Raw genomic sequence first — 20,010 nt, forward strand, 5'->3', positions numbered from 1 at the left:
CGCCCTACTGGCAGGTGGCGCGCAGCCCGGCCACTTCGCGCGGAATGATGCCGCCATCGGGCAAGGCGACGCGCAGCTCGCCGGCCAGGGCATCCAGGTCGCGACGGGCGCGCTCCTGCTCGCCCAGCCGGCAGCGGGCTTCCGCCAGGTAGGCGCGTGCCTGCCACCGCAGCTTCGGTGCCTCGCTGCCGCCGCCTTCGTGCGCGGCCAGCGCCTGCAGCGGGGCGATGGCGTCCTGCGGCCGACCCAGCCGGGTCAGGTGGCGGGCCATCGACAGTTCGGCGAACCAGGTGCGCGGATGGTCGGGACCGAAGCCAACCCGGGTCAGCCGCACGGCGCGATCGAAGCGTTCCGTCGCGCCTTCCAGGTCTCCCCGGGCGGCGAGCACCTCGCCGATCATGCGGTCGGTTTCGCCGATCAGCGGGTGGCTGGCGCCGATGGCGCCCACGCGCATGCGCCGCGACTCCTCCAGCGCTGCCAGCGCCTGGTCGTAGCGGCCGGCGCTGTGCAGCACCATGCCGTAGTTGAACAGACCGCCGGGCAGGATCTGCATGCTTTCGGTGTCCCGCCAGATCGCCACGGCCTGCGCGATGTCGCGCACGGCGGCGGCGCTGTCGCCGCGCTCCCACGCGATGATGCCCATCGAGTTCCAGCTCGACGCGGTGTCGCGGTGCTGCGGCCCGAGCGATTCCATCGTCATCGCGTGCAGCAGGCGCAGTTCCTCGTCCGCCTCGCGCAGCTGGCCCATGTCGACCTGCACGGCAGCGATGTGCCGGCGCAGTGCCTGCGTCATCGGATGGCGCTGGCCGTAGAGGTCTTCCGACAGCGCGCGTGCGCGCCGGAACGTGGCCAGCGCGGCGTCGGTCTCGCCGCGGTTGCGGTACAGCAGCGCCAGGCTGCGCTGGATCTCGATCGCCAGCGGATGCCGCGCATGCCCGTGCGCCTGCAGGTGCGCCAGCGCGGCGCGATAGCCGCGCGCCCCGGCGTCGGCGTTGCCGAGTTCGACGTCGAGCTGCGCCAGGTCGCGCATGTTCTCGGCGACGCCGGCCTCGTCCTTCAGGGTGCGGCGGATCTCCAGCGAGCGGTCGAACATCTGCCGCGCGAGCTGCTTCTCGCCGGCGTCGGCGCGGCATCGGCCGTTCTGCGACTGGAACTCGGCCACCCGCAGCGGCAGGCGCGATTCGAGCAGACGCAGGCGCGCCTCCATCGGCGCCATCGCCTGCACGCACGGACGCGAGCGTCCCAGCAGGCGCAGCACGTGTCCGTGCTGCGTGGCCGCCTGCAGGCGCAGGCTGTCGGGCACGTCGTCGGTCGTCGCCAGCACGCGTGCCTGCTTTTCCAGCAGGGCGAGCGATTCGTGGTAGTCGCCCAGGCCCAGGCGCAGGCGCGCGATCACGCCCAGCAGCTCGGCATGCGCACGCGGCTGGTTGGCGAGTTCGCGCTCGCCGCGGCGCTCGCCGGCCGCGAGCAGCTCGCGCGCATCGAAGGTGTTGCCCTGCTGCGAGGCGCTGGCGTTGTCGAACAGCCCGATCACGAAATCCTGCATCGCCTGCGCGCGCGCGGTCTCGCGCATGGCCTGCCGCCCCTGCCAGACGCTGACGGCCAGCGCGGCGACCAGTACGGCCGTGGCCAGACCGCCGCCGGCCAGCGCCCAGCGATGCCGGACCAGGTACTTGTGCAGCCGATACCCCACGCTCTGTGGCCGCGCGTGGACCGGACGCCCTTCGATATGCCGCTGCAGGTCCAGCGCCAGCGCCTCGACCGAGGCGTAGCGCTGTTCCGGCAGCTTCTGCAGGGCCTTGAGCGCGATGTTGTCCAGATCGCCGCTGAGCTTGCGGGCGGTACGGCGTGCCTCCGGACAGCGGCTGCGGCTGCCGTCGGTGGTGCGCAGGGTGGCGACCGAGGGCTTGAGCGGTTCCACCGCCAGGATCGCCTGTTCCCACTCGGCGTCGGTCTGGCGGCGCAGGCGGTAGGGTTTGGTGTTGGCGATCAGTTCGTACAGCACCACGCCGAGCGAGTAGACATCGGTCATGGTGGTGACGAGTTCGCCGCGCACCTGTTCCGGCGCGGCATAGTGCAGGGTGAAGGCGCGCACCTCGGTGCGCGGATGCATCGGCACCGGCTCCGGGTCGTCGAGCAGCTTGGCGATGCCGAAATCCAGCAGGCGCACGTCGCCCGAGGGCGTGACCAGGATGTTGGACGGTTTGAGGTCGCGGTGGACGATCAGGTTGGCGTGCGCGTGGCTGACCGCTTCGCAGACCTGCAGGAACAGCGCCAGCCGCGCGTCCAGGCCCACGTTGTTGGCCTGGCAGTAATCGGTGATCGAGACGCCTTCGACGTACTCGAGCGCGAGGTAGGGTTGGCCTTCGCTGCCGATGCCGGCATCCAGCAGCCGCGCGATGTTGGGATGCTCCAGGCGCGCGAGGATTTCGCGCTCGCGGGTGAAGCGCAGCCGCAGGTTGGGGTCGGCCAGGCCCGGCCGCAGCAGTTTCAGCGCGACGCGGCGCTTGTACAGGCCGTCCGCGCGCGTGGCCAGCCAGACCAGGCCCATGCCGCCCTCGCCGAGCAGCGACTCCAGCTGGTAAGGGCCGATGCGCATGCCCGGCTTGAGCTGGCCGGGCTTGTCGACCAGCGGCTGGTCGATGAAGCCGTCGCCTTCCTCTTCCAGCGCGAGCAGCGCCTCGACGTCGCGCGCGGTGTCAGGATCGTCGGCGCGCAGGATCTCGAGTTGTTCGGCGCGCGCGTCCGGCTCCAGTTCCAGCAGGACGTCCAGCAGCGGGGACAGGCGTTTCCAGCGTTCGACGTCCATCGGTGCGGCGCGGGTGGGACGGGCTCAGCTGTCCGCCATCGCCGACAGCAGGAACAGCCGCGCCTTCTGCCAGTCGCGGCGGATGCTGCGCTCCGAGCGCTGCAGCAGTTCGGCGATCTCCAGCTCGGACAGGCCGGCGAAGTAGCGCATCTCCACCACCTGGGCCAGGCGTTCGTCGGCGGCGGCCAGCTTCTCCAGCGCGTCGTTCAGCGCCAGCATGTCCTCGTCCAGGCGCAGGTTGCCTTCGACTTCCTCGGGGATGTCGGCCACGCGCTTGAGGTCGCCGCCGCGCTTGCGCGCCAGCCGGCTGCGGGCGTAATCCACCACCACGCTGCGCATCGACGAGGCGGCATAGGCGAAGAAGTGCGCGCGGTCCTCGAACTTGGCCGTGCCGGTGGAGCCGAGCAGCTTCAGGTAGGACTCGTGCACCAGCGCGGTGGCGTCCAGCGTGTAGCCGTGCTGGCCGGACAGCTGGCGGCGCGCCATGGTGTGCAGTTCCTGGTACAGGGTGGCCAGCACGCGGTCCAGCGCGGCGCGGTCGCCGCTGCGGGCCGAGTCCAGCCACAAGGTGATGTCAGTCGCGTCGGCCATCCGTCTTCCCCACGTGCCAAGGGCGCGAATATAACGTCATTTACCTCACAGGACGTGAGGAGGGGCGGGTTCGCCCGCCGGGGTCAGCGCTGGCAGTGCCCGCACCAGACCGTGGCCCGCTGGCCGATGCTGGCGTGCTTCATCGGCCGCCCGCAGCGCGGGCACGGTTCGCCGCCGCGGCCGTAGGCCGAGAGTTCCTGCTCGAAGTACCCCGGCGCCCCGTCCGGGCTCAGGAAATCCCGCAACGTGGTGCCGCCGCGGGTGATGGCGTAGGCCAGGATGTCCTTCACCGCGTCCGCCAGGGCGCCGTAGCGTTCGCGCGAGACCCTGCCCGCCGCGCGCAACGGCGAGATGCCGGCCCGGAACAGGCTTTCGGCCGCATAGATGTTGCCCACGCCCACCACCACCGCCTGGTCCATCAGGAAGGTCTTCACCGGCGCCTTGCGGCCGCGGCTCAGTGCGAACAGGTAGTCGCCGTCGAAGGCATCGGACAGCGGCTCGGGGCCCAGCCCCCGCAGCAGGGGGTGGACCTCGCCCACCGGCTGCCACAGCAGGCTGCCGAAGCGGCGCGGGTCGTTGAAGCGCAGCACACGCGGCGCTTCGCCTTCCAGCGCGATGTCCACGTGGTCGTGTGCGGTCACCGGCGTGGAGGCCGGCAGCACGCGCAGGCTGCCGGACATGCCCAGATGCAGCAGCGCGCTGCCCGCCGACGTCTCCATCAGCAGGTACTTGGCGCGCCGGCGCACGGCGTCGATGCGCTGACCCGGCAGTTCGCGTGCGACCTCCTGCGGGATCGGCCAGCGCAGGTCGGGGCGACGCAGCGTCACGGCGGCGATGCGCCGGCCTTCGACATGCGGCGCCAGTCCGCGGCGCGTGGTCTCGACTTCGGGCAACTCAGGCATGGGTCACCGTCGCACTGTAGACATCGCCCTCGAACCGCACGCGGACCTGGCCGCCGAACGCATGGCTCAGGTGCGCGTCGGTCAGGATGGCCGCGCGATCGCCGTCGGCCTGCAGCGTGCCGTCGCGCAGCAGCAGCACGCGGTCGATCTCGGGAATGATCTCCTCGATGTGGTGCGTCACCAGCACCAGGGTAATGCCGCGCTGTGCGAGCAGCCGCATCAGGCCGAGGAAATGCTGTCGCGCCACCAGGTCCAGCCCGGCGGTGGGCTCGTCCAGCAGCAGCGCTTCGGGTTCGTGCACCAGCGCGCGCGCGATCAGCACGCGGCGCATCTCGCCGGTGGACAGTTCGGCGACCTGGCGGTCGGCGAGGGTGGCGGCGTGCACGTCCGCCAGCGCACGGCGCGCGCGTGCGCGCATGTCGGCGTCGATCTGCCGGTGCGGCGGTACCACGAAGCTGGAGAAGAAGCCGGTGACCACGGCCTCCTCGACCAGCAGTTGCGGCATCTGCTGCAGGTCGCGGGTCAGGTCGCTGGTCACCACGCCCAGGCGGTTGCGCAGCTGGTTGACGTTCCAGCGGCGCAGGCCGAACACCTTCACCGGCGCGTCGCCCTCGCGCGCCAGCGGATACAGCTCGCGGTTGATCAGCTTGATGAAGGTGGACTTCCCGCACCCGTTCGGTCCGAGAATGGCGGTGTGCTGGCCCAGCGGAATGCTCAGCGACAGGTCGCGCAGGACGCGGGTGGCGCCGCGCACCACGGTGGCGCGGTCCAGTTCGAACAGGGGCGCGACGGTCGTCGTCGCCACCGGCGGGGCAGGCAGGTTCATCGTGCGGCGGGGCGGGGAGATGCCCGTGCAGGGTAACCGAATCCCCGGCGCGGCCGGCGTGCGCGTCGTCGCCCTACAATGCGGGCATGCGCATCCGTCTGCTCCTGCTCGCCACCGCCTGCCTGCCGATCCTCGCCACGGCCCAGGTCACCGCCACCGGCGAGTACCTGGCGCGCATGGACCGCGACGGCGACGGCCGCGTCAGCCTGGCCGAGTACCAGGCGTGGATGAGTTACGCCTTCGACGGCATGGACCGCAACCGCGACGGCGTGCTGTCCGCCGACGAACTGCCCGGCGGACGCGGCAAGCCGATCACGCGGCAGGCGCACCTGGCGCAGCTGGCGGAACGTTTCGCACGGCAGGACGTCGATCGCGACGGGTTCCTCGACGAGAGGGAGCTGGCGGCGCCACCGCGGTGATTGCCGTCAGGCGTGCAGCAGGCGTCCGCCCGCGAACGCCCAGTTCTCCCGCGTCGTTTCCCTGAAGCAGACCATGACGTTCTCCGGATTCCGACCCGCCGCCGCCAGGCGTTGCATCAGGTCGGCCAGCAGTGCCTTCCTGATTTTCACGCTGCGGCCGGCCGACCACAGGATCTCGATCAGCAGGAAGTCGTCGTCGCGCGCGCCGGTCACGTCCGGATACGAAGCGTCGTAGCGGAAGTCCTGCGCCGGCAGTTCCAGCACGCGCTGGAAGCGGTCTGCTTCCGGCACGCCGGAAGCGACCAGCGCCGCGTGCACCGCATCGAGCACGGACGCCTTGAAGGCGGCGTCCTTCGGCGCGCATACGGTCACGGTGACCAAGGGCATGGCGGACTCCTGCGGGGTAGGGACCCCAGCGTATCCGGCTTGGCGGCAGAAAAAGAAAACGCCGGCCACGAGGGCCGGCGTCGGGTTGCCGGCCCCGGAGGTCCGGCGGGGGAGGAACGGTTACTTGGTGATGTCGACGTGGTTGGTCTCGCGCAGGAACAGCGTGCCGATGATCAGCGTCATCACGGCGATGCCGATCGGGTACCACAGGCCGTAGTACAGGTTGCCCGTGGCCGCGACCAGCGCGAACGAGATGGCTGGCAGGAAGCCGCCGAACCAGCCGTTGCCGATGTGGTAGGGCAGCGACATCGAGGTGTAGCGGATCTGCGTGGGGAACAGCTCGACCAGGTAGGCGGCGATCGGGCCGTACACCATGGTCACGTAGATCACCAGGACCCACAGCAGGAAGATCGTCATCGGGATGTTGATGCGGTCGGTCGCGGCCTTCTCCGGATAACCGGCGGCGGTCAGCGCGGTCTTCAGCTCGCCACCGAAGGCGGCGGTCTTGGCCTTGGCGTCATCCCCGGACAGGCCGGCAGCCTCGAACGAGGTGACCGAGTTGGCGCCCACGTTGACCTGTGCCACCGAACCCACCGGCGCCGCCTGCACCGAGTAGGGAACACCGGCGCGGGCCAGTGCGGCCGTGGCGACGTCGCAGGAGCTGGTGAACTTGCGCACGCCGACCGGATCGAACTGGAACGAGCAGGTGTCCGGATCCGCCACCACGATCGCCGGCGACGTGCGGCTGGCCTCTTCCACGCCCGGATTGGCGAAGTGGGTGATGCCCTTGAAGATCGGGAAGTAGGTCACCGCGGCCAGCAGGCAGCCGGCCATGATGATCTTCTTGCGCCCGATCTTGTCCGACAGCCAGCCGAAGAACAGGAAGAACGGCGTGGCCAGCGCCAGGGCGGCGGCGATCAGCAGGTAGGCGACGGTGGAGTCCACCTTCAGGATGCTCTGCAGGTAGAACAGCGCGTAGAACTGGCCGGCGTACCACACCACGGCCTGGCCGGCGGTGGCGCCGAACAGCACCAGCAGCATCAGCTTCAGGTTGCCGCCCTTCATCGAATCGCGGAACGGCGTCTTGGAGCCCTTGCCCTCGGCCTTCATCTGCTGGAACAGCGGGGATTCGCTCAGCTGCAGGCGGATCCACACCGAGATGCCGAGCAGGATGATCGACGCCAGGAACGGAATGCGCCAGCCCCAGGCCTCGAACGCTTCGGTGCCCAGCGACAGGCGGCACGCCAGGATCACCAGCAGCGACAGGAACAGGCCCAGCGTGGCCGTGGTCTGGATGAAGCTGGTGTACAGCCCGCGCTTGCCGTCCGGCGCATGCTCGGCCACGTAGGTGGCCGCACCCCCGTACTCGCCGCCCATCGCCAGGCCCTGGGCCAGGCGCAGCACGATCAGGATGACCGGGGCGGCCATGCCGATCGACGCGTAGTTGGGCAGCACGCCGACCAAGAAGGTCGAGATGCCCATGATCAGGATGGTGACCAGGAACGTGTACTTGCGGCCGATGCGGTCGCCCAGGCTGCCGAAGAACGCCGCACCGAACGGACGCACGAAGAAGCCCGCGGCGAACGCCAGCAGCGCGAAGATCATGCCGGTGGTCGGATTGACGCCACTGAAGAACTGCTTGGCGATGATGGCCGCCAGCGATCCGTAGAGATAGAAGTCGTACCACTCGAACACGGTGCCGAGGCTGGAGGCGAAGATGACCTTCTTGTGGCCCTTCGTCAGCTCCCCTTTCGGCGAGTGCTGCACGGTCGTGGAACTCATGTGGATTCCCCTCAGAATGTGTACTTGACGGTGGTGTGCAGACGCTTCAGGTCGCCCTCGCGGTCGTCCTCGAGCGAACGCTGGCCGTAGATGAGCTCCGCGCCGATGTCCAGTTTCGGGAACGGCGAGTAGATCAGGTTGGCGTGCATGGACTGCGTGCGCTCGGTGACGCCGAAGCCGGTCAACGCGGCGTCGTTGTCGAAATGCGAGGCCGCATACATCAGGTTGGTGCGGACTTTCGGACTGAACACGTGGCGCCAGGCGACGAAGCCGCCGTAGCCGTCCAGTGCGCTGATGTCGCCATTGGCCTCGGTCACCACGTCGCTGCCCACGCCGAAGGCGAGGTAGCGGCCGATGCCCTGGCCCGCGTTCACCGCATAGCGGATGTCGTCGCTCTTGCCCAGGTTGAACTTGCCCGACACGCTGACGGAGGCGCCGGTATCGGTTTCGTCCAGCACCTTGAACTGGCGCACCATGCCCGCGACGGTGAAGTGGCCCCAGTCGCCCTTGGTCAGCCAGCGCGCGGTGACGTCCGGCATCGCGTTGTCGCCGCTGTTGAAGCGGGTGCCGGCGAGGTACGGCGTCACCGTGGTCTGCGGGTTCTCCACCGAGAACGACCACGGGCCCTTGGTGTAGCGCACCTGCGCCTGGCGCACGAACACGGTGCCGTCGGTGGGACCGACGAAATCCACCGCATCCGGCAGCGCGGCCACGTCCATGAAGTTGGACCAGGTCTGGCCGGCCAGCCAGTTGTTCCAGCTCACGTAGGCCTGGCGCAGGCTGACGGCGTAGGTGTTGGTGGCGGTCTCGTTGCCGGCCAGCGCATTGCTGCCGCCGCCGAAGAAGTCCATCTCCACGTAGCCCTTGAACTTGTCGCCGCTGTCGGTGACGTGGTCCGCGCTCAGCCAGAAGCGCGAGAACTGCGCATGGAAGTCGGTGTAGGCGTCGCCGCCGTCGGCGGTCGGGCCCCCGACCGGAATGGTGCTGGGCACGTAGAACAGGCGACCGGAGTTGCCGTCGGCGATGCGGCCATCGCTGGTATCGGTCGCCATCGCGTCCATCTTGATGAAGCCGCCGTACGAGAACGTGCTGCCCGGATTGGCCGAGGTGAGGATGGTGGTGCCCTGGATCGGCTGCTTGCCCGCAGGCAGCGCGGGCTTGGCGGCCTGTGCCGCCTGCACCTGCGTGACCTGCTCCTGCGTGGTGCTGAGCTGCGTCTGCTGTTGCTGCTGCGCCGACAGCAGCAGCTGCACCTGCCGCTCCAGGTCGGCCACGCGGGCCTCCAGCGCTTTCTCCCTGGCGGTCTGTGCGAACGCCATCCCCGGCGCGATCAAGGCGACGAACAGCGCGGCAGCCAGTGGCCGTCGCGCGAGTGCGGAACGTTGGGTCATAACCCCTCCCGAAAGGTTGATGGCCGCGTTGCGCGGCTGACGGAGACTTGCGCCTGTGCGGCGGCGACGCCTATTCGCCATTAGTCGTAATGGCGGCGTCCCCCTGCCGAATCCCGGGAAAAACAGGGGTGCGGCGTTCGGTCGCAGGGTGCGGCAGGGACGCTTTAAGACCATCGTCTAAGCGGGATGCTGCAATGCCGCACGTCCGTATGCGTCAAACTCGATGCCCCGGATGCACCGGCGTCGTCCCTGCGGACGCACGCCTGCCACCCTTCTTGCCTCAGAATCGACGCATCACTTGAACGTCCCGGGAGGACCTCATGACTGACCTCTATCCGGTCAAGCCGGAATTCGCCGCCAAGACCCGCATCACGCGCGAGCAGTACGCGCGCGACTACCAGGCTTCGATCGACGATCCGGAGGCGTTCTGGGGCCAGGCCGCCGAACGCCTGACGTGGTTCAGGAAGCCGACCCAGATCAAGGACGTCAACTACGCGCTGGATGACTTCCGCATCCGCTGGTTCGCCGACGGCGAGCTCAACGCCAGCGTCAACTGCCTGGACCGCCAGCTGGCCGAGCGCGGCGACAAGATCGCGCTGCTGTTCGAGCCAGACGGCCCGGATTCGCCGTCCTACGGCGTCACCTACCGCGAGTTGTACGAACGCACCTGCAGGCTGGCCAACGCGCTGCGCGCGCTGGGCGTGCAGAAGGGCGACCGCGTCACCATTTACCTGCCGATGATTCCCGACGCCGCGGTCGCGATGCTGGCCTGCGCGCGCATCGGCGCGATCCACTCGGTGGTGTTCGGCGGCTTCGCGCCCAACTCGATCGCCGACCGCGTGGCCGACTGCGGCAGCAAGCTGATCATCACCGCCGACGAAGGCCTGCGCGGCGGCAAGAAAGTCCCGCTGAAGGCCAACGTGGACGCTGCGCTCAAGTTGCCGGGCACCAATTCCGTCGAAACCGTGCTCGTCGTCCGCCACACCGGTGGCGCGGTGGACATGCAGATGCCGCGCGACCGCTGGTTCGACGCCGTGGTCGATGCGCAGCCGGCCGAGTGCGAACCCGAACGCATGAACGCCGAGGATCCGCTGTTCATCCTCTACACCTCCGGTTCGACCGGCAAGCCGAAGGGCGTGCTGCACACCACCGGCGGTTATCTGCTGTACGCGGCGTACACGCACGAGGCGGTGTTCGACCTGCGCGAGGACGACATCTACTGGTGCACCGCCGACGTGGGCTGGGTCACCGGGCACAGCTACATCGTCTACGGCCCGCTGGCCAACGGCGCCACGGCGGTGATGTTCGAAGGCGTGCCCAACTACCCCAGCGTGTCGCGGTTCTGGGAAGTGATCGACAAGCACAAGGTGACGATCTTCTACACCGCGCCCACTGCCATCCGCGCGCTGATGCGCGAAGGCGAAGCGCCAGTAAAGAAGACCTCGCGCGCGTCGCTGCGCCTGCTCGGCAGCGTGGGCGAGCCGATCAATCCGGAAGCGTGGCGCTGGTACTACGACGTGGTCGGCGACGGCCGCTGCCCGATCGTGGATACCTGGTGGCAGACCGAAACCGGCGGCATCCTCATCACCCCGCTGGCCGGCGCGATCGACCTCAAGCCCGGCTCGGCCACGCTGCCGTTCTTCGGCGTGCGTCCGGCGCTGGTCGATGCCAACGGAGAGCAACTGGAAGGCGCCACCGAAGGCAACCTGGTGCTGCTGGATTCGTGGCCGGGCCAGATGCGCACCGTGTACGGCGACCACCAGCGTTTCATCGACACCTACTTCCGCACGTATCCGGGCACGTACTTCACCGGCGACGGCTGCCGCCGCGACGCCGACGGGTACTACTGGATCACCGGCCGCGTCGACGATGTCATCAACGTCTCCGGCCACCGCATCGGCACCGCCGAAGTGGAAAGCGCATTGGTCGCGCATCCGAAGGTGGCCGAGGCGGCCGTGGTCGGCTTCCCGCACGACATCAAGGGCCAGGGCATCTACGCCTACGTCACCCTCAAGGCCGGCGAAGCGCAGAGCGACGAGCTGCTGAAGGAGCTGGTGGCCTGGGTACGCAAGGAAATCGGCCCCATCGCCACGCCGGACCACCTGCAGTGGGCGCCGGGCCTGCCGAAGACGCGCTCGGGCAAGATCATGCGCCGCATCCTGCGCAAGATCGCCGAGAACGCGCCCGAGCAGCTGGGCGATACCTCGACGCTGGCGGATCCGTCGGTGGTCGAGTCCCTCGTGGCCGAACGCAAGGTGCGGTGAGGCAGGAGTGAGGGTGCAGGAGTGAGAAGTGAGTAAAGGCAGAAGCCCTTCCATCCCATTATCCTGACACCGCACCGCTCACTCCTCACTCCTCCCCACTCACTCCTCGCCCCATGCCCACCCTGCTGATCGCCGACGACCATCCGCTGTTCCGCGAAGCTCTTCGCGGTGCGGTGCAGCGCGTGATGCCCGGGGTGAAGCTGCACGAGGCCGACAGCGTCGACGCGCTGTACGTGCTGGTCGATGCGCATCCGGATGCGGACCTGCTGCTCATGGACCTCAACATGCCGGGCGCGCACGGATTCAATGCGCTGGTGCACCTGCGTGCACTGCATCCGCAGCTGCCGGTGGTCATCGTGTCGGCGCGCGAGGAGCCGGCGGTGATGCGCCGCGCGCTGGACCACGGCGCGCTCGGCTTCATTCCCAAGTCGGCCGATTCGGACACCATCGGGCAGGCCATCGGTGCGGTGCTCGATGGCGAGCGCTGGGTGCCGGACGAAGCGCACAACGCACCGGCCACCAGCCGCGACGAGCAGGAGACGGCGCAGCGCCTGCGCGATCTCACGCCGCAGCAGTTCAAGGTGCTGCAGATGCTCGGCGCCGGCCGGCTCAACAAGCAGATCGCCTACGACCTGGGCGTGTCCGAAGCCACCATCAAGGCCCACGTCACCGCCATCCTGCGCAAGCTGCACGTCACCAACCGCACCCAGGCCGTGCTCGCTGCCGGCCGCCTGGCGGTGGATCCGGACGGGATCGTGCTGCCGCCGGAAGAGGCCGAGTAACGGACGGGCCACACGCACCTCAGCGGCGCTCCGCGCGCCTCCAGGCGACGACGATGTTCAGGTGATCGCGTTCCCGCCGGATGCGGAACGGGCGGGCCTCGATCACCAGATCGCGGATCGCGAAGCCGAACGCCAGCACGCCGGCGGTCAGTCCGCCTGCAAGCAGGGAATTCAGCGGCACCATCGCGCTGACCGGGCTACCCAGCAACGCCAGTCCCGCCACCACACCCGCCACGCCCACCGTCGATTCGGCGCACAGGCACAACGCAGCCCGCGCTGGCCCATCCGCGCCGTGCTTGCGGCGCTGCGACAGCAGCCACAGATCGCGCGCCAGTCCCTGCAGCAGGAGCAGACAGGAAGCGGCGAGCAACAGTGCCCCCACGCTGGGAGACGCCGGTAGCCGATCGCCCAGCAGACCCACCGCAATGCCCAGCACCGGCACCAGCACCAGTTCCACCTGCTCCGCCCGGGTCATCCGCGCGCTTCCCCTTGTGGTTGTGCGGGCTATACGGTGCTGAGGGGGCGTTGGATCACATGCCTTACCGCCGCGGCTTGGACTCATCTGTGTACTGCTTGCCGCTCATACACACCTCCATGATTGCCGTAATGTACGGCTTGGAGATGTCTACTGAACCCGGGGCGATTCAAGGGCCATGGCTAGGCCGTATCCGAATCCGCTCTTAACTCGCAGGTTATAGGTCATCTTTGGCCGCACCTAACACCTGAGTTAAGCCGACTTGGCCGCGTCAGCGGACAAGTTCGGCTTGAATGAATTGTTAGGGCCCAGTGGGCCTAGGCTCGAGAATCTTCTCAACTGCGAGGTACGTGTCAAGCCCATCATCTGTTTGATTCATCGGGTTTGCTTTTGCAACAACGACTGTACCTTCGACCTCTGCTCTGATCTCTCCCCCAAAGGGAAGTGCGCCAATAGCACCAAAGGCCGGCCCCAACTGATTGTTTGGGTCCAGCAGGCCCAGGCCACGTCTCTCGCCGCCTCGGTCACAGGAGAGTATGGCGGCCCCATGGCGGCTCCAGACAATGCAGCCGTCAACCACAATACTTGCGCCAATAAGTTGTCGATCATTCTTACTAAGCTCGGCAGGACTAAAGCGCTGTGGTGTATTGCTGGAGCATGCGCAAACAGCACAAAGTAATAGAGCGTGCATTGCTGCGCTTGAGATCTTCGCCATGGGCCCTAACACCTGAGTTAAGCCGACCCGCGAAGCGGGTTCGGCTTGAATGAATTGTTAGGGGGCGCTGCCATTGACCGCAAGCTCCCCGCCAATACCTACATCACGGCCGTACTTGAACGTGCGCTCCGCGGCCAATCTGCCGTCGCAAATGAGAGTCATGCGATGACCATTGGAATTGGGATTGATCAGCACGCTCTGGCGGAAGCTGCCTGAAACGGTCCACTCCCGCGCAGAGCTGGTGGAGCCGACTGGAGCCACGGAAAGTTTGCATGACTCATCAGTAGGTGTGATACCAACTGCGATGAATTTGCCGTGGGCAGGACCGAACCAATGGGCGCAACCAGATAGCAGTAGAAGAATCGTGACTGCCGCTGGAACTTTCATGTGCCCCCTAACACCTGAGTTAAGCCGACCCGCGAAGCGGGTTCGGCTTGAACGAATTGTTAGGGCGCATGCTAGCGCGAACCACGGTTGCAAGTACTAGCTCACGTTGCCGGGTCGCCTCCTGCAGGCTGCCGCCGTAGATGACAAGAAGCACATCCGAAGGTCGAGCAAGGGCAGTTGGTAGGAATGCCAAGCGCTCGTGGACCGAACCTTCTCTCACGCCATAGAACCAGGCTACCTGTCCGACCGGAGTTGTTGAAAATCCAGCAAAGCGGCTGTCATCAGGCAATGGCCAATGTCCACCAACGCGGATCTCCGCGCGAAGAAGGCCTGCTTGGAGCGGGGTAAGACTGCAGATCGTGTAGTCAGGGCCGAGCTGAGCCTGCACCGAGTAGCCGGAATCCTCAGGGAGTCGGGGGCAACTAAAGTCATCGAACGCTTGCAGCAGAGGCGGCGGACTGCTGGAGGCACCGCAAGCGCATAGAGAAAACAGAAAGATGGCGAGGATGTATCTCATGCGCCCTAACACCAGAATTAAGCCGACCCGCGAAGCGGGTTCGGCTTGAATGAATTGTTAGAACTCAGCACGGCATCGACCACAAGCAATGCCTAACCGCATCGGTTTGGCCGGCCGCGAGCAAGGACTTTGGCGTGACACCGTCAAGGGCGGGCACCTCGCGAGCGAGCCACGCCAAAGAGTCGCTCTGCAAATGGAAGTACGTAGCCCAGGCAATGTCCTCATGGCCGCCGCAAGCCGCAATAAGCTCTGCCGGGAAGGGGCAGCCGTGAAACTCATCGTGGCAGATCGCTGCAAATGCGTTCCAGCGTGGGTCCATGAGTTCTAACACCAGAATTAAGCCGACCCGCGAAGCGGGTTCGGCTTGAATGAATTGTTATGCGCGCCAAGGTAAACCCGAAGCCGCCGGCCCGCAACGGGGCCAGGAGAGCAGGGAGCACGGACAAAGCCTCCGACAACCCTGGACAAATCGAGGCCAGCAAAGACCGAAGCCGACAGTGCCGCAAGTCCGAAGGTCATAAGGCCATCCTTTGCCGAGCGGCACGAACGCGATGCGTCCGAAGCCGGGTGAAGCGAAGTGCGGAACTGCCAGTCGTCCGGATGAGTCAGCGAGCGACCAACGCCGAAGCCCGTTACGCAGCCGAGGTCAGTGCAACACCGAGGCCGACAACATCAATACGCCAACCCACGCATAACACCTGAATTAAGCCGCGCCGCGAAGCGGCGTCGGCTTGAATGAATTGTTAGGCATCAGTTGGTATTCCTGCGCCTGTACACCCACCACTCATGAACTCTCTCGCTCCTGATGTCCGGATTACGAGCAAATGCCGGCTTGCGTTTGTAGAAGAACGCCGTGGCGCTGATGTCTTTGGCGCTGCCATTTTGGCGAGGTGCCTCCGATAGCAGCAGCTGCTCGCCTGCGAGTGACCAAGTACCAGCGAACTCAACCGGCGACTCGTAGGAGAAGTGCGGATGAAGTATGCGGGTGAATGTGCCGTCACTACGAAGTTCCCAAGTCTCAGAGGATCCCCTATGCCCCCAATCATAGACTCCGACGATCTCTACTGGGGTTGGCGGACGATCGGGGCCATGAATAATTGAGGCACAGCCGACTATCAGGCTTGCTGAGAGAAATGCCACAGATCGCAGTGGTCTTTCCATGATGCCTAACGCCTGAGTTAAGCCGTGCCGCGAAGCGGCATCGGCTTGAACGAATTGTTGGGCCCCAAAGGCGATGAGTCAAAATCACGACATCTCACGATGGCTGCACTCAGGGAGCCTGGATCCTGGATTTTGATTCCTTAAGTTTAGCAATTGCGTCTTCAAGCATGAACCCACTTATGGCGGCAGAGACGGCTTTGAGAAAGAGGCGCTCAGACTCTTGAGCATTGGCGACTTGTGACACTTCGGTGGCCGTTGCAACATGCGATGAGGAAGCAATCCCTAGCTCTTGATCTGCAAGCAGCACGTTAACGAACGCAAACGAACGGTCGCTCTGAACCTCGTGGTGACCGAGGATCATAAATGTGAAACCCTCGCGACCTACGAGACTACAAACATCAGAAAGTTTCGGGTCATTGATCCCGCCATTCTTCGTTATGAGTTTTGCCAACTCTGCGTCAGCAGCAACAGGGCATTCTGCACTCACAGAGCCTGCAAAGCACATGGCAAGTATTGCGATAGCTAGCTTCTTCACATGATCACCTGAAATGGGGACTGGGGCCCAACGCCTGAATTAAGCCGCGCCGCGAAGCGGCGTCGGCTTGAATGAACTGTTAGGGCCCACTTGCGTGAAGCCCAGCCGATTGAGCGAGGACCCAGCCAGACAGGCCATAGCTTGACTCAATGTGGAACCCGCTAAGACCGTTTGAATCTGCGTAGGCAGTGGCATTGGCTAGGCTGTCCGCCCAAGGCCCGGGCCAGCCACCAAGCTTGTACCCACGCTCAATGGCAGGCCAGTCCCCACGGATAAGATCGCTGGCGGCAACGCGAGTGATGCCGTAGAGAATGGCCGGCATGACGGGTGTGTCGAAGCTGTGTGCGACGACGCCTTGGAACAGAACGGCGAATGGTGCCGGAGCGGAGCCATGACCAGGTTTGATGGAAAGAAGTAGTTCCTGGCTCTCGGAGTTGACCGAGTAGCCGACTAAGAGACTGTCATGAACGCCGGGAATCATTCTTGTGGGCCCTAACACCGGAGTTAAGCCGACCCGCGAAGCGGGTTCGGCTTGAATGAATTGTTAGCGCCCATTTGCCATGGAGCACAGATTGGCGCTGTCTTGTAGGGATGACTGTTGCCCGACAAACATAAGGTCATCGGATATGCCTCGCTCTTGGTGCCAGAGGCCGATGACAAAATCACGGCCTGTCTCTTGCCCGAGACGGCTCAGGAATGAAACTAGATGATCTGAGGGCTCCCTTTGCAACTCAGTAGTACGGAAATTGATGCCTAGGTTCCATTGGGGCAGGTCATCTGGATGCATGTCGGGGGTACGAGGGTACTTGTCCGAGACGAACGATGCCTCATGACCAAAGCGCGCGGCGAACTCCGAGAATGCGCGTGTCAAGTCAGTCTCGCACTGATCAAGGTCTGAGCCGTCGACGTATACGTAGAAATTGAGCATGGGCGCTAACACCGGAATTAAGCCGACCCGCGAAGCGGGTTCGGCTTGAATGAATTGTTAGACCGCATCCCGCTGCCTGACCTTGTCCGCAATCCACCAGCAGAAGCCGGCAGCAAGGAGAAGGGAAAAGTACGGCGTGATCGACGAAGGAAGATCACCAATCGTTGCGCCGATACTTGAGGATCCAGTCGAGGCAATCTCATAAACCCGATCGTAAGAGTTGTTGATCTGACGCAAGCTATAGAAGAGCAAGCCGGCCCCAAGAAAATTGAGTGTCAGAGCAAGAGGCTTTGCCAGAGAACTTTTCATGCGGTCTAACGCTTGAGTTAAGCCGTGCCGCGAAGCGGCATCGGCTTGAACGAATTGTTAGACGGCCTACCGTGTAGCACCAGACACATAGGCCGTCGCTTGGGCAAGCTTTTCCTCTACGATGCCGACCATAATAAGTCCTTGGTCATGGGCAGTCAGGTCGTCCTCCATGAGCGCGCGGTATCTGGCTTGATGATGGACAAGAGCATGAATGCCACGCCTCTCGTCCCATTCCGAAACCTCATGCCATAGGGCAGCGCATTGGCGTATTGACCCTTCAATGCGTGGCAGATACTCCGTGAACAAGTTTGTGTAGCTGTGAAGCAGTGTCTGAGCTGGCAGGGGCGCCGCATCAAATTTTGCTTTCAGTGCGCCGATCCTGATTCGAGTCTTCTCCAGAACGGCCTGATTTTGCGTGATCAGCTGGAGCAGCTGCGCTCTTTCGCGCGCGAACGAGATGCTCAGTTGCTCGTCATACGTCTTGCGCGCGTGTGAGAGTGACTGGTGGCCGACGTATGACGCCCAGATTGCAGCTGCAAGGCTCATTGCGCTAACCACAAGGGCTAGGACAGCGATCCAGGTTGAGGAATCCCAATCTTCCATGGCCGTCTAACACCTGAATTAAGCCGACCCGCGAAGCGGGTTCGGCTTGAATGAATTGTTAGAGCGCGCCAGCATGAACTACCAGCCCTAGAAGGAAGAAGATGCCACCCGCAAAACCGATCAGGGCAGACCCCCGCTTTAGCTTCTTGTTGGGATGCTGGCGATAGTAGATCGGTACTGTAATCAGCGCCCAACCAAGGCTGCAGATGATGAGGCCGGATCTTTCAGTAAGGATCCCCGAGACAAGAAAGGCGCCTGCCGACAGAACGCTACACGCGACCATCAAGCTGGCTGTGAGCCAGCGAATTGCATCTAAAGATCTTGATGCTATGTGGTTTGTCATAGCGCTCTAACACCTGAATTAAGCCGACCCGCGAAGCGGGTTCGGCTTGAATGAATTGTTAGGCACCGGTCATCACCCTAGCAAGTCCAATAAATCTTACTGACTAGATCAACAATCTCGGGGCCATCGCTGCAGCCACCCACGTCCTGGGCTGACTTGTCCGAAGTCTCATGGCCGATGATCCACTGCCGCGATGCGGTGTGCCACATGAGCTGTCCCTCCGCGAGGATACCTGCTGGAAATGGATCAGAGGCTTCTGGGTTAACCACAACAATGTGCGACCCGGCGATCGTCACCTTGAGCTTAATGCTTGGGATCGTGGGGTGCTCTGCGAAGCGATGCTGGAAGATGTATTGACCAGACGCAAGCGGAATCGCTGGGGCGCTTGCAGCCGAACACGCAGAGACCAGTGTCGAGACCGCTATCAGAAAGAGTGAATGCTTCATCCGTTGCCTAACACCGGAATTAAGCCGACCCGCGAAGCGGGTTCGGCTTGAATGATTTGTTAGGCCGCTCAGCCGAACTGCTTGGCATATGCGGCCACTTGTTCTTGGAACAACTCCTGATAGAGCGGATACTCGATCCCAATTACATGAACCTCAATCTCAGACGCTCCAAGCTCAGTCGAGAAGTCAAGAATTGATATCCCCACTGCAGGCATGAGCTGTCCATCTGACAGAGTGACTGACAGCGGCAGATGTTCTTGCGACATATCGCGCGATGCGATGCATCGAGCTCGTACTGCCTCGTACCCTGGAAGCGGCAGAAGCTTGCCGAACGCGACACCCATTGGCGGATCGCCCGACTCAAGTGCGGAGTATCCGATCAACGTTTGATCCCACAGTATTCGGTACTGGCTCATGAGCGGCCTAACGCCTGAATTAAGCCGCGCCGCGAAGCGGCGTCGGCTTGAATGAATTGTTAGGTGCCATGCCAAAAGTCCTCAGGCGCAATAGGCACGACATTACGCTCTCCCTCGTCGTAGCGGACGAAGCTTACTCGAATGGGATGCTTGTCCATCAGATACATGACGATGCATCTCGCAGCCTGAGCCAAAGGCTCTTGCGGGCAACGGGAACTGTAGCGGCCGAGTACCGACTTGGTGGCGGTAGAGTCTGTATCTGCTTGGAACTGCTTGAGATAGATGTAGGACGAAGCACCGAGCAGATATGCGTACGCAAAGTCTTGGAGCACATCTGAGCCCGTAGGATCGTCAATAGTGAACGCGTCGCAAGTATTGTCTGGGCAATACTCGACGGTAACCGACTCCGTCTCGACCGTGACTTGCGTGTCACCGGGAAACGAATCGGTCAGCTCATGTGCGGATACACATGAGGCGAAATGCAGAAGAACTACGGTTGCGAGGATGCTTTTCATGGCACCTAACACCAGAGTTAAGCCGACCCGCGAAGCGGGTTCGGCTTGGACGACTTGTTATGCGCGCCAAGGTAAACCCGAAGCCGGCGGCCCGCAACGGGTCCGGAAGACCGGGGAGCACGGAAGAGCGGTCCGTAAGCCCGGAGCAGGTCGAGGCCAGCAAAGGCCGAAGCCGACAGCGCCGCCAATCCGCAAGTCATGAAGCCATCCTTATGCCGAGCGGCGGCGAACGCGGTGCATCCGAAGCCGAGTAAAGCGAAGCCGGGAAGCGTCAGTGGCCCCGATGTGTCAGCGACCGATCAACGCCGAAGCTAAATACGCAGCGGAAGTTGTCGCATCACCGAAGCCGACAACACCAACACTCCTACCCACGCATAACACCAGAATTAAGCCGACCCGCGAAGCGGGTTCGGCTTGAATGAATTGTTATGCGCGCCAAGGTAAACCCGAAGCCCGCGACTCGCAACGGGTCCGGAAAGCCAGGGAGCACGGACAAAGCATCCGCCA

At 64.3% G+C, this 20,010-nt stretch carries 17 protein-coding genes; 3 read left to right on the forward strand and 14 right to left on the reverse strand.

Translation table 11 applies throughout. The annotated features are described in order from the left end of the window. Nucleotides 1–4 precede the first annotated feature (4 nt). The 4 genes from VGN58_RS18230 to VGN58_RS18245 all read right to left on the reverse strand — a co-directional run bounded on the left by VGN58_RS18230 (nucleotide 5) and on the right by VGN58_RS18245 (nucleotide 5,128). On the reverse strand, nucleotides 5–2,809 hold the full coding sequence (locus tag VGN58_RS18230; RefSeq protein ID WP_327484585.1) for a protein kinase domain-containing protein: 2,805 nt from the start codon (nucleotides 2,807–2,809) through the stop codon (nucleotides 5–7). Nucleotides 2,810–2,833: 24 nt separating this feature from the next. Then, nucleotides 2,834–3,400, reverse strand: coding sequence for an ECF-type sigma factor (locus tag VGN58_RS18235; RefSeq protein ID WP_327484586.1), 567 nt, complete (start codon nucleotides 3,398–3,400; stop codon nucleotides 2,834–2,836). A gap of 83 nt (nucleotides 3,401–3,483) precedes the next feature. Continuing rightward, nucleotides 3,484–4,302: a bifunctional DNA-formamidopyrimidine glycosylase/DNA-(apurinic or apyrimidinic site) lyase gene (mutM, locus tag VGN58_RS18240; protein WP_327484587.1), complete on the reverse strand. Its 819-nt coding sequence runs from the start codon at nucleotides 4,300–4,302 to the stop codon at nucleotides 3,484–3,486. Then, the gene (locus VGN58_RS18245; protein WP_327484588.1) at nucleotides 4,295–5,128 is read right to left on the reverse strand and encodes an ABC transporter ATP-binding protein; all 834 of its coding nucleotides are present in this window, start codon (nucleotides 5,126–5,128) and stop codon (nucleotides 4,295–4,297) included. Before VGN58_RS18245 ends, mutM begins: the two co-directional genes overlap by 8 nt. A gap of 86 nt (nucleotides 5,129–5,214) precedes the next feature. Between VGN58_RS18245 and VGN58_RS18250 the strand changes: the two genes are divergently transcribed. Further along, a complete protein-coding gene (locus tag VGN58_RS18250; protein ID WP_327484589.1) occupies nucleotides 5,215–5,547 on the forward strand; it encodes a calcium-dependent protein kinase 21 in 333 nt (110 codons plus the stop codon). 6 nt (nucleotides 5,548–5,553) lie between these two features. Here the strand turns inward: VGN58_RS18250 and VGN58_RS18255 are convergent, their stop codons facing one another. From VGN58_RS18255 to VGN58_RS18265, 3 genes are all read right to left on the reverse strand, one after another. Beyond that, nucleotides 5,554–5,934, reverse strand: coding sequence for a tautomerase family protein (locus tag VGN58_RS18255; protein ID WP_327484590.1), 381 nt, complete (start codon nucleotides 5,932–5,934; stop codon nucleotides 5,554–5,556). A 120-nt stretch (nucleotides 5,935–6,054) separates the two neighbouring features. After that, nucleotides 6,055–7,716, reverse strand: coding sequence for an MFS transporter (locus VGN58_RS18260; protein WP_327484591.1), 1,662 nt, complete (start codon nucleotides 7,714–7,716; stop codon nucleotides 6,055–6,057). Nucleotides 7,717–7,727: 11 nt separating this feature from the next. After that, nucleotides 7,728–9,107 (reverse strand): DcaP family trimeric outer membrane transporter, encoded by a 1,380-nt coding sequence (locus VGN58_RS18265; RefSeq protein ID WP_327484592.1) that lies wholly within the window; start codon nucleotides 9,105–9,107, stop codon nucleotides 7,728–7,730. Nucleotides 9,108–9,427: 320 nt separating this feature from the next. Here VGN58_RS18265 and acs point away from each other — a divergent pair, with 320 nt between their 5' ends. Both acs and VGN58_RS18275 read left to right on the forward strand, forming a co-directional pair. Beyond that, complete coding sequence (gene acs / locus VGN58_RS18270) at nucleotides 9,428–11,371, forward strand: acetate--CoA ligase (RefSeq protein ID WP_327484593.1); 1,944 nt, start codon at nucleotides 9,428–9,430, stop codon at nucleotides 11,369–11,371. A gap of 113 nt (nucleotides 11,372–11,484) precedes the next feature. Then, nucleotides 11,485–12,153, forward strand: coding sequence for a response regulator transcription factor (locus VGN58_RS18275; protein ID WP_192203304.1), 669 nt, complete (start codon nucleotides 11,485–11,487; stop codon nucleotides 12,151–12,153). Between the two features lie 19 nt (nucleotides 12,154–12,172). Here the strand turns inward: VGN58_RS18275 and VGN58_RS18280 are convergent, their stop codons facing one another. The 7 genes from VGN58_RS18280 to VGN58_RS18310 form a co-directional block, all read right to left on the reverse strand. After that, on the reverse strand, nucleotides 12,173–12,628 hold the full coding sequence (locus VGN58_RS18280) for a hypothetical protein (RefSeq protein ID WP_327484594.1): 456 nt from the start codon (nucleotides 12,626–12,628) through the stop codon (nucleotides 12,173–12,175). A 772-nt stretch (nucleotides 12,629–13,400) separates the two neighbouring features. After that, a complete protein-coding gene (locus VGN58_RS18285; protein WP_327484595.1) occupies nucleotides 13,401–13,730 on the reverse strand; it encodes a hypothetical protein in 330 nt (109 codons plus the stop codon). Between the two features lie 1,787 nt (nucleotides 13,731–15,517). Beyond that, entirely contained in the window at nucleotides 15,518–15,943 is a 426-nt protein-coding gene (locus tag VGN58_RS18290; RefSeq protein ID WP_327484596.1) for a hypothetical protein, read from the reverse strand. A 985-nt stretch (nucleotides 15,944–16,928) separates the two neighbouring features. After that, complete coding sequence (locus VGN58_RS18295; protein WP_327484597.1) at nucleotides 16,929–17,180, reverse strand: hypothetical protein; 252 nt, start codon at nucleotides 17,178–17,180, stop codon at nucleotides 16,929–16,931. Nucleotides 17,181–17,246: 66 nt separating this feature from the next. Then, on the reverse strand, nucleotides 17,247–17,783 hold the full coding sequence (locus VGN58_RS18300) for a hypothetical protein (RefSeq protein WP_327484598.1): 537 nt from the start codon (nucleotides 17,781–17,783) through the stop codon (nucleotides 17,247–17,249). A gap of 857 nt (nucleotides 17,784–18,640) precedes the next feature. Then, the gene (locus tag VGN58_RS18305) at nucleotides 18,641–18,988 is read right to left on the reverse strand and encodes a hypothetical protein (protein ID WP_327484599.1); all 348 of its coding nucleotides are present in this window, start codon (nucleotides 18,986–18,988) and stop codon (nucleotides 18,641–18,643) included. A gap of 59 nt (nucleotides 18,989–19,047) precedes the next feature. Further along, entirely contained in the window at nucleotides 19,048–19,503 is a 456-nt protein-coding gene (locus VGN58_RS18310) for a hypothetical protein (protein ID WP_327484600.1), read from the reverse strand. Nucleotides 19,504–20,010 lie beyond the last annotated feature (507 nt).

The organism is Pseudoxanthomonas sp., assembly GCF_035999195.1.
Taxonomy (GTDB): Bacteria; Pseudomonadota; Gammaproteobacteria; order Xanthomonadales; family Xanthomonadaceae; genus Pseudoxanthomonas_A.

Excerpts from the sequence above, each read along its gene's own strand:
- VGN58_RS18230 (WP_327484585.1), bottom strand. The coding sequence starts at position 2,809 with ATGGACGTCGAACGCTGGAAACGCCTGTCCCCGCTGCTGGACGTCCTG.
- VGN58_RS18235 (WP_327484586.1), bottom strand. The coding sequence starts at position 3,400 with ATGGCCGACGCGACTGACATCACCTTGTGGCTGGACTCGGCCCGCAGC.
- mutM (WP_327484587.1), bottom strand. The coding sequence starts at position 4,302 with ATGCCTGAGTTGCCCGAAGTCGAGACCACGCGCCGCGGACTGGCGCCG.
- VGN58_RS18245 (WP_327484588.1), bottom strand. The coding sequence starts at position 5,128 with ATGAACCTGCCTGCCCCGCCGGTGGCGACGACGACCGTCGCGCCCCTG.
- VGN58_RS18250 (WP_327484589.1), top strand. The coding sequence starts at position 5,215 with ATGCGCATCCGTCTGCTCCTGCTCGCCACCGCCTGCCTGCCGATCCTC.
- VGN58_RS18255 (WP_327484590.1), bottom strand. The coding sequence starts at position 5,934 with ATGCCCTTGGTCACCGTGACCGTATGCGCGCCGAAGGACGCCGCCTTC.
- VGN58_RS18260 (WP_327484591.1), bottom strand. The coding sequence starts at position 7,716 with ATGAGTTCCACGACCGTGCAGCACTCGCCGAAAGGGGAGCTGACGAAG.
- VGN58_RS18265 (WP_327484592.1), bottom strand. The coding sequence starts at position 9,107 with ATGACCCAACGTTCCGCACTCGCGCGACGGCCACTGGCTGCCGCGCTG.
- acs (WP_327484593.1), top strand. The coding sequence starts at position 9,428 with ATGACTGACCTCTATCCGGTCAAGCCGGAATTCGCCGCCAAGACCCGC.
- VGN58_RS18275 (WP_192203304.1), top strand. The coding sequence starts at position 11,485 with ATGCCCACCCTGCTGATCGCCGACGACCATCCGCTGTTCCGCGAAGCT.
- VGN58_RS18280 (WP_327484594.1), bottom strand. The coding sequence starts at position 12,628 with ATGACCCGGGCGGAGCAGGTGGAACTGGTGCTGGTGCCGGTGCTGGGC.
- VGN58_RS18285 (WP_327484595.1), bottom strand. The coding sequence starts at position 13,730 with ATGAAAGTTCCAGCGGCAGTCACGATTCTTCTACTGCTATCTGGTTGC.
- VGN58_RS18295 (WP_327484597.1), bottom strand. The coding sequence starts at position 17,180 with ATGAAAAGTTCTCTGGCAAAGCCTCTTGCTCTGACACTCAATTTTCTT.
- VGN58_RS18300 (WP_327484598.1), bottom strand. The coding sequence starts at position 17,783 with ATGGAAGATTGGGATTCCTCAACCTGGATCGCTGTCCTAGCCCTTGTG.
- VGN58_RS18305 (WP_327484599.1), bottom strand. The coding sequence starts at position 18,988 with ATGAGCCAGTACCGAATACTGTGGGATCAAACGTTGATCGGATACTCC.
- VGN58_RS18310 (WP_327484600.1), bottom strand. The coding sequence starts at position 19,503 with ATGAAAAGCATCCTCGCAACCGTAGTTCTTCTGCATTTCGCCTCATGT.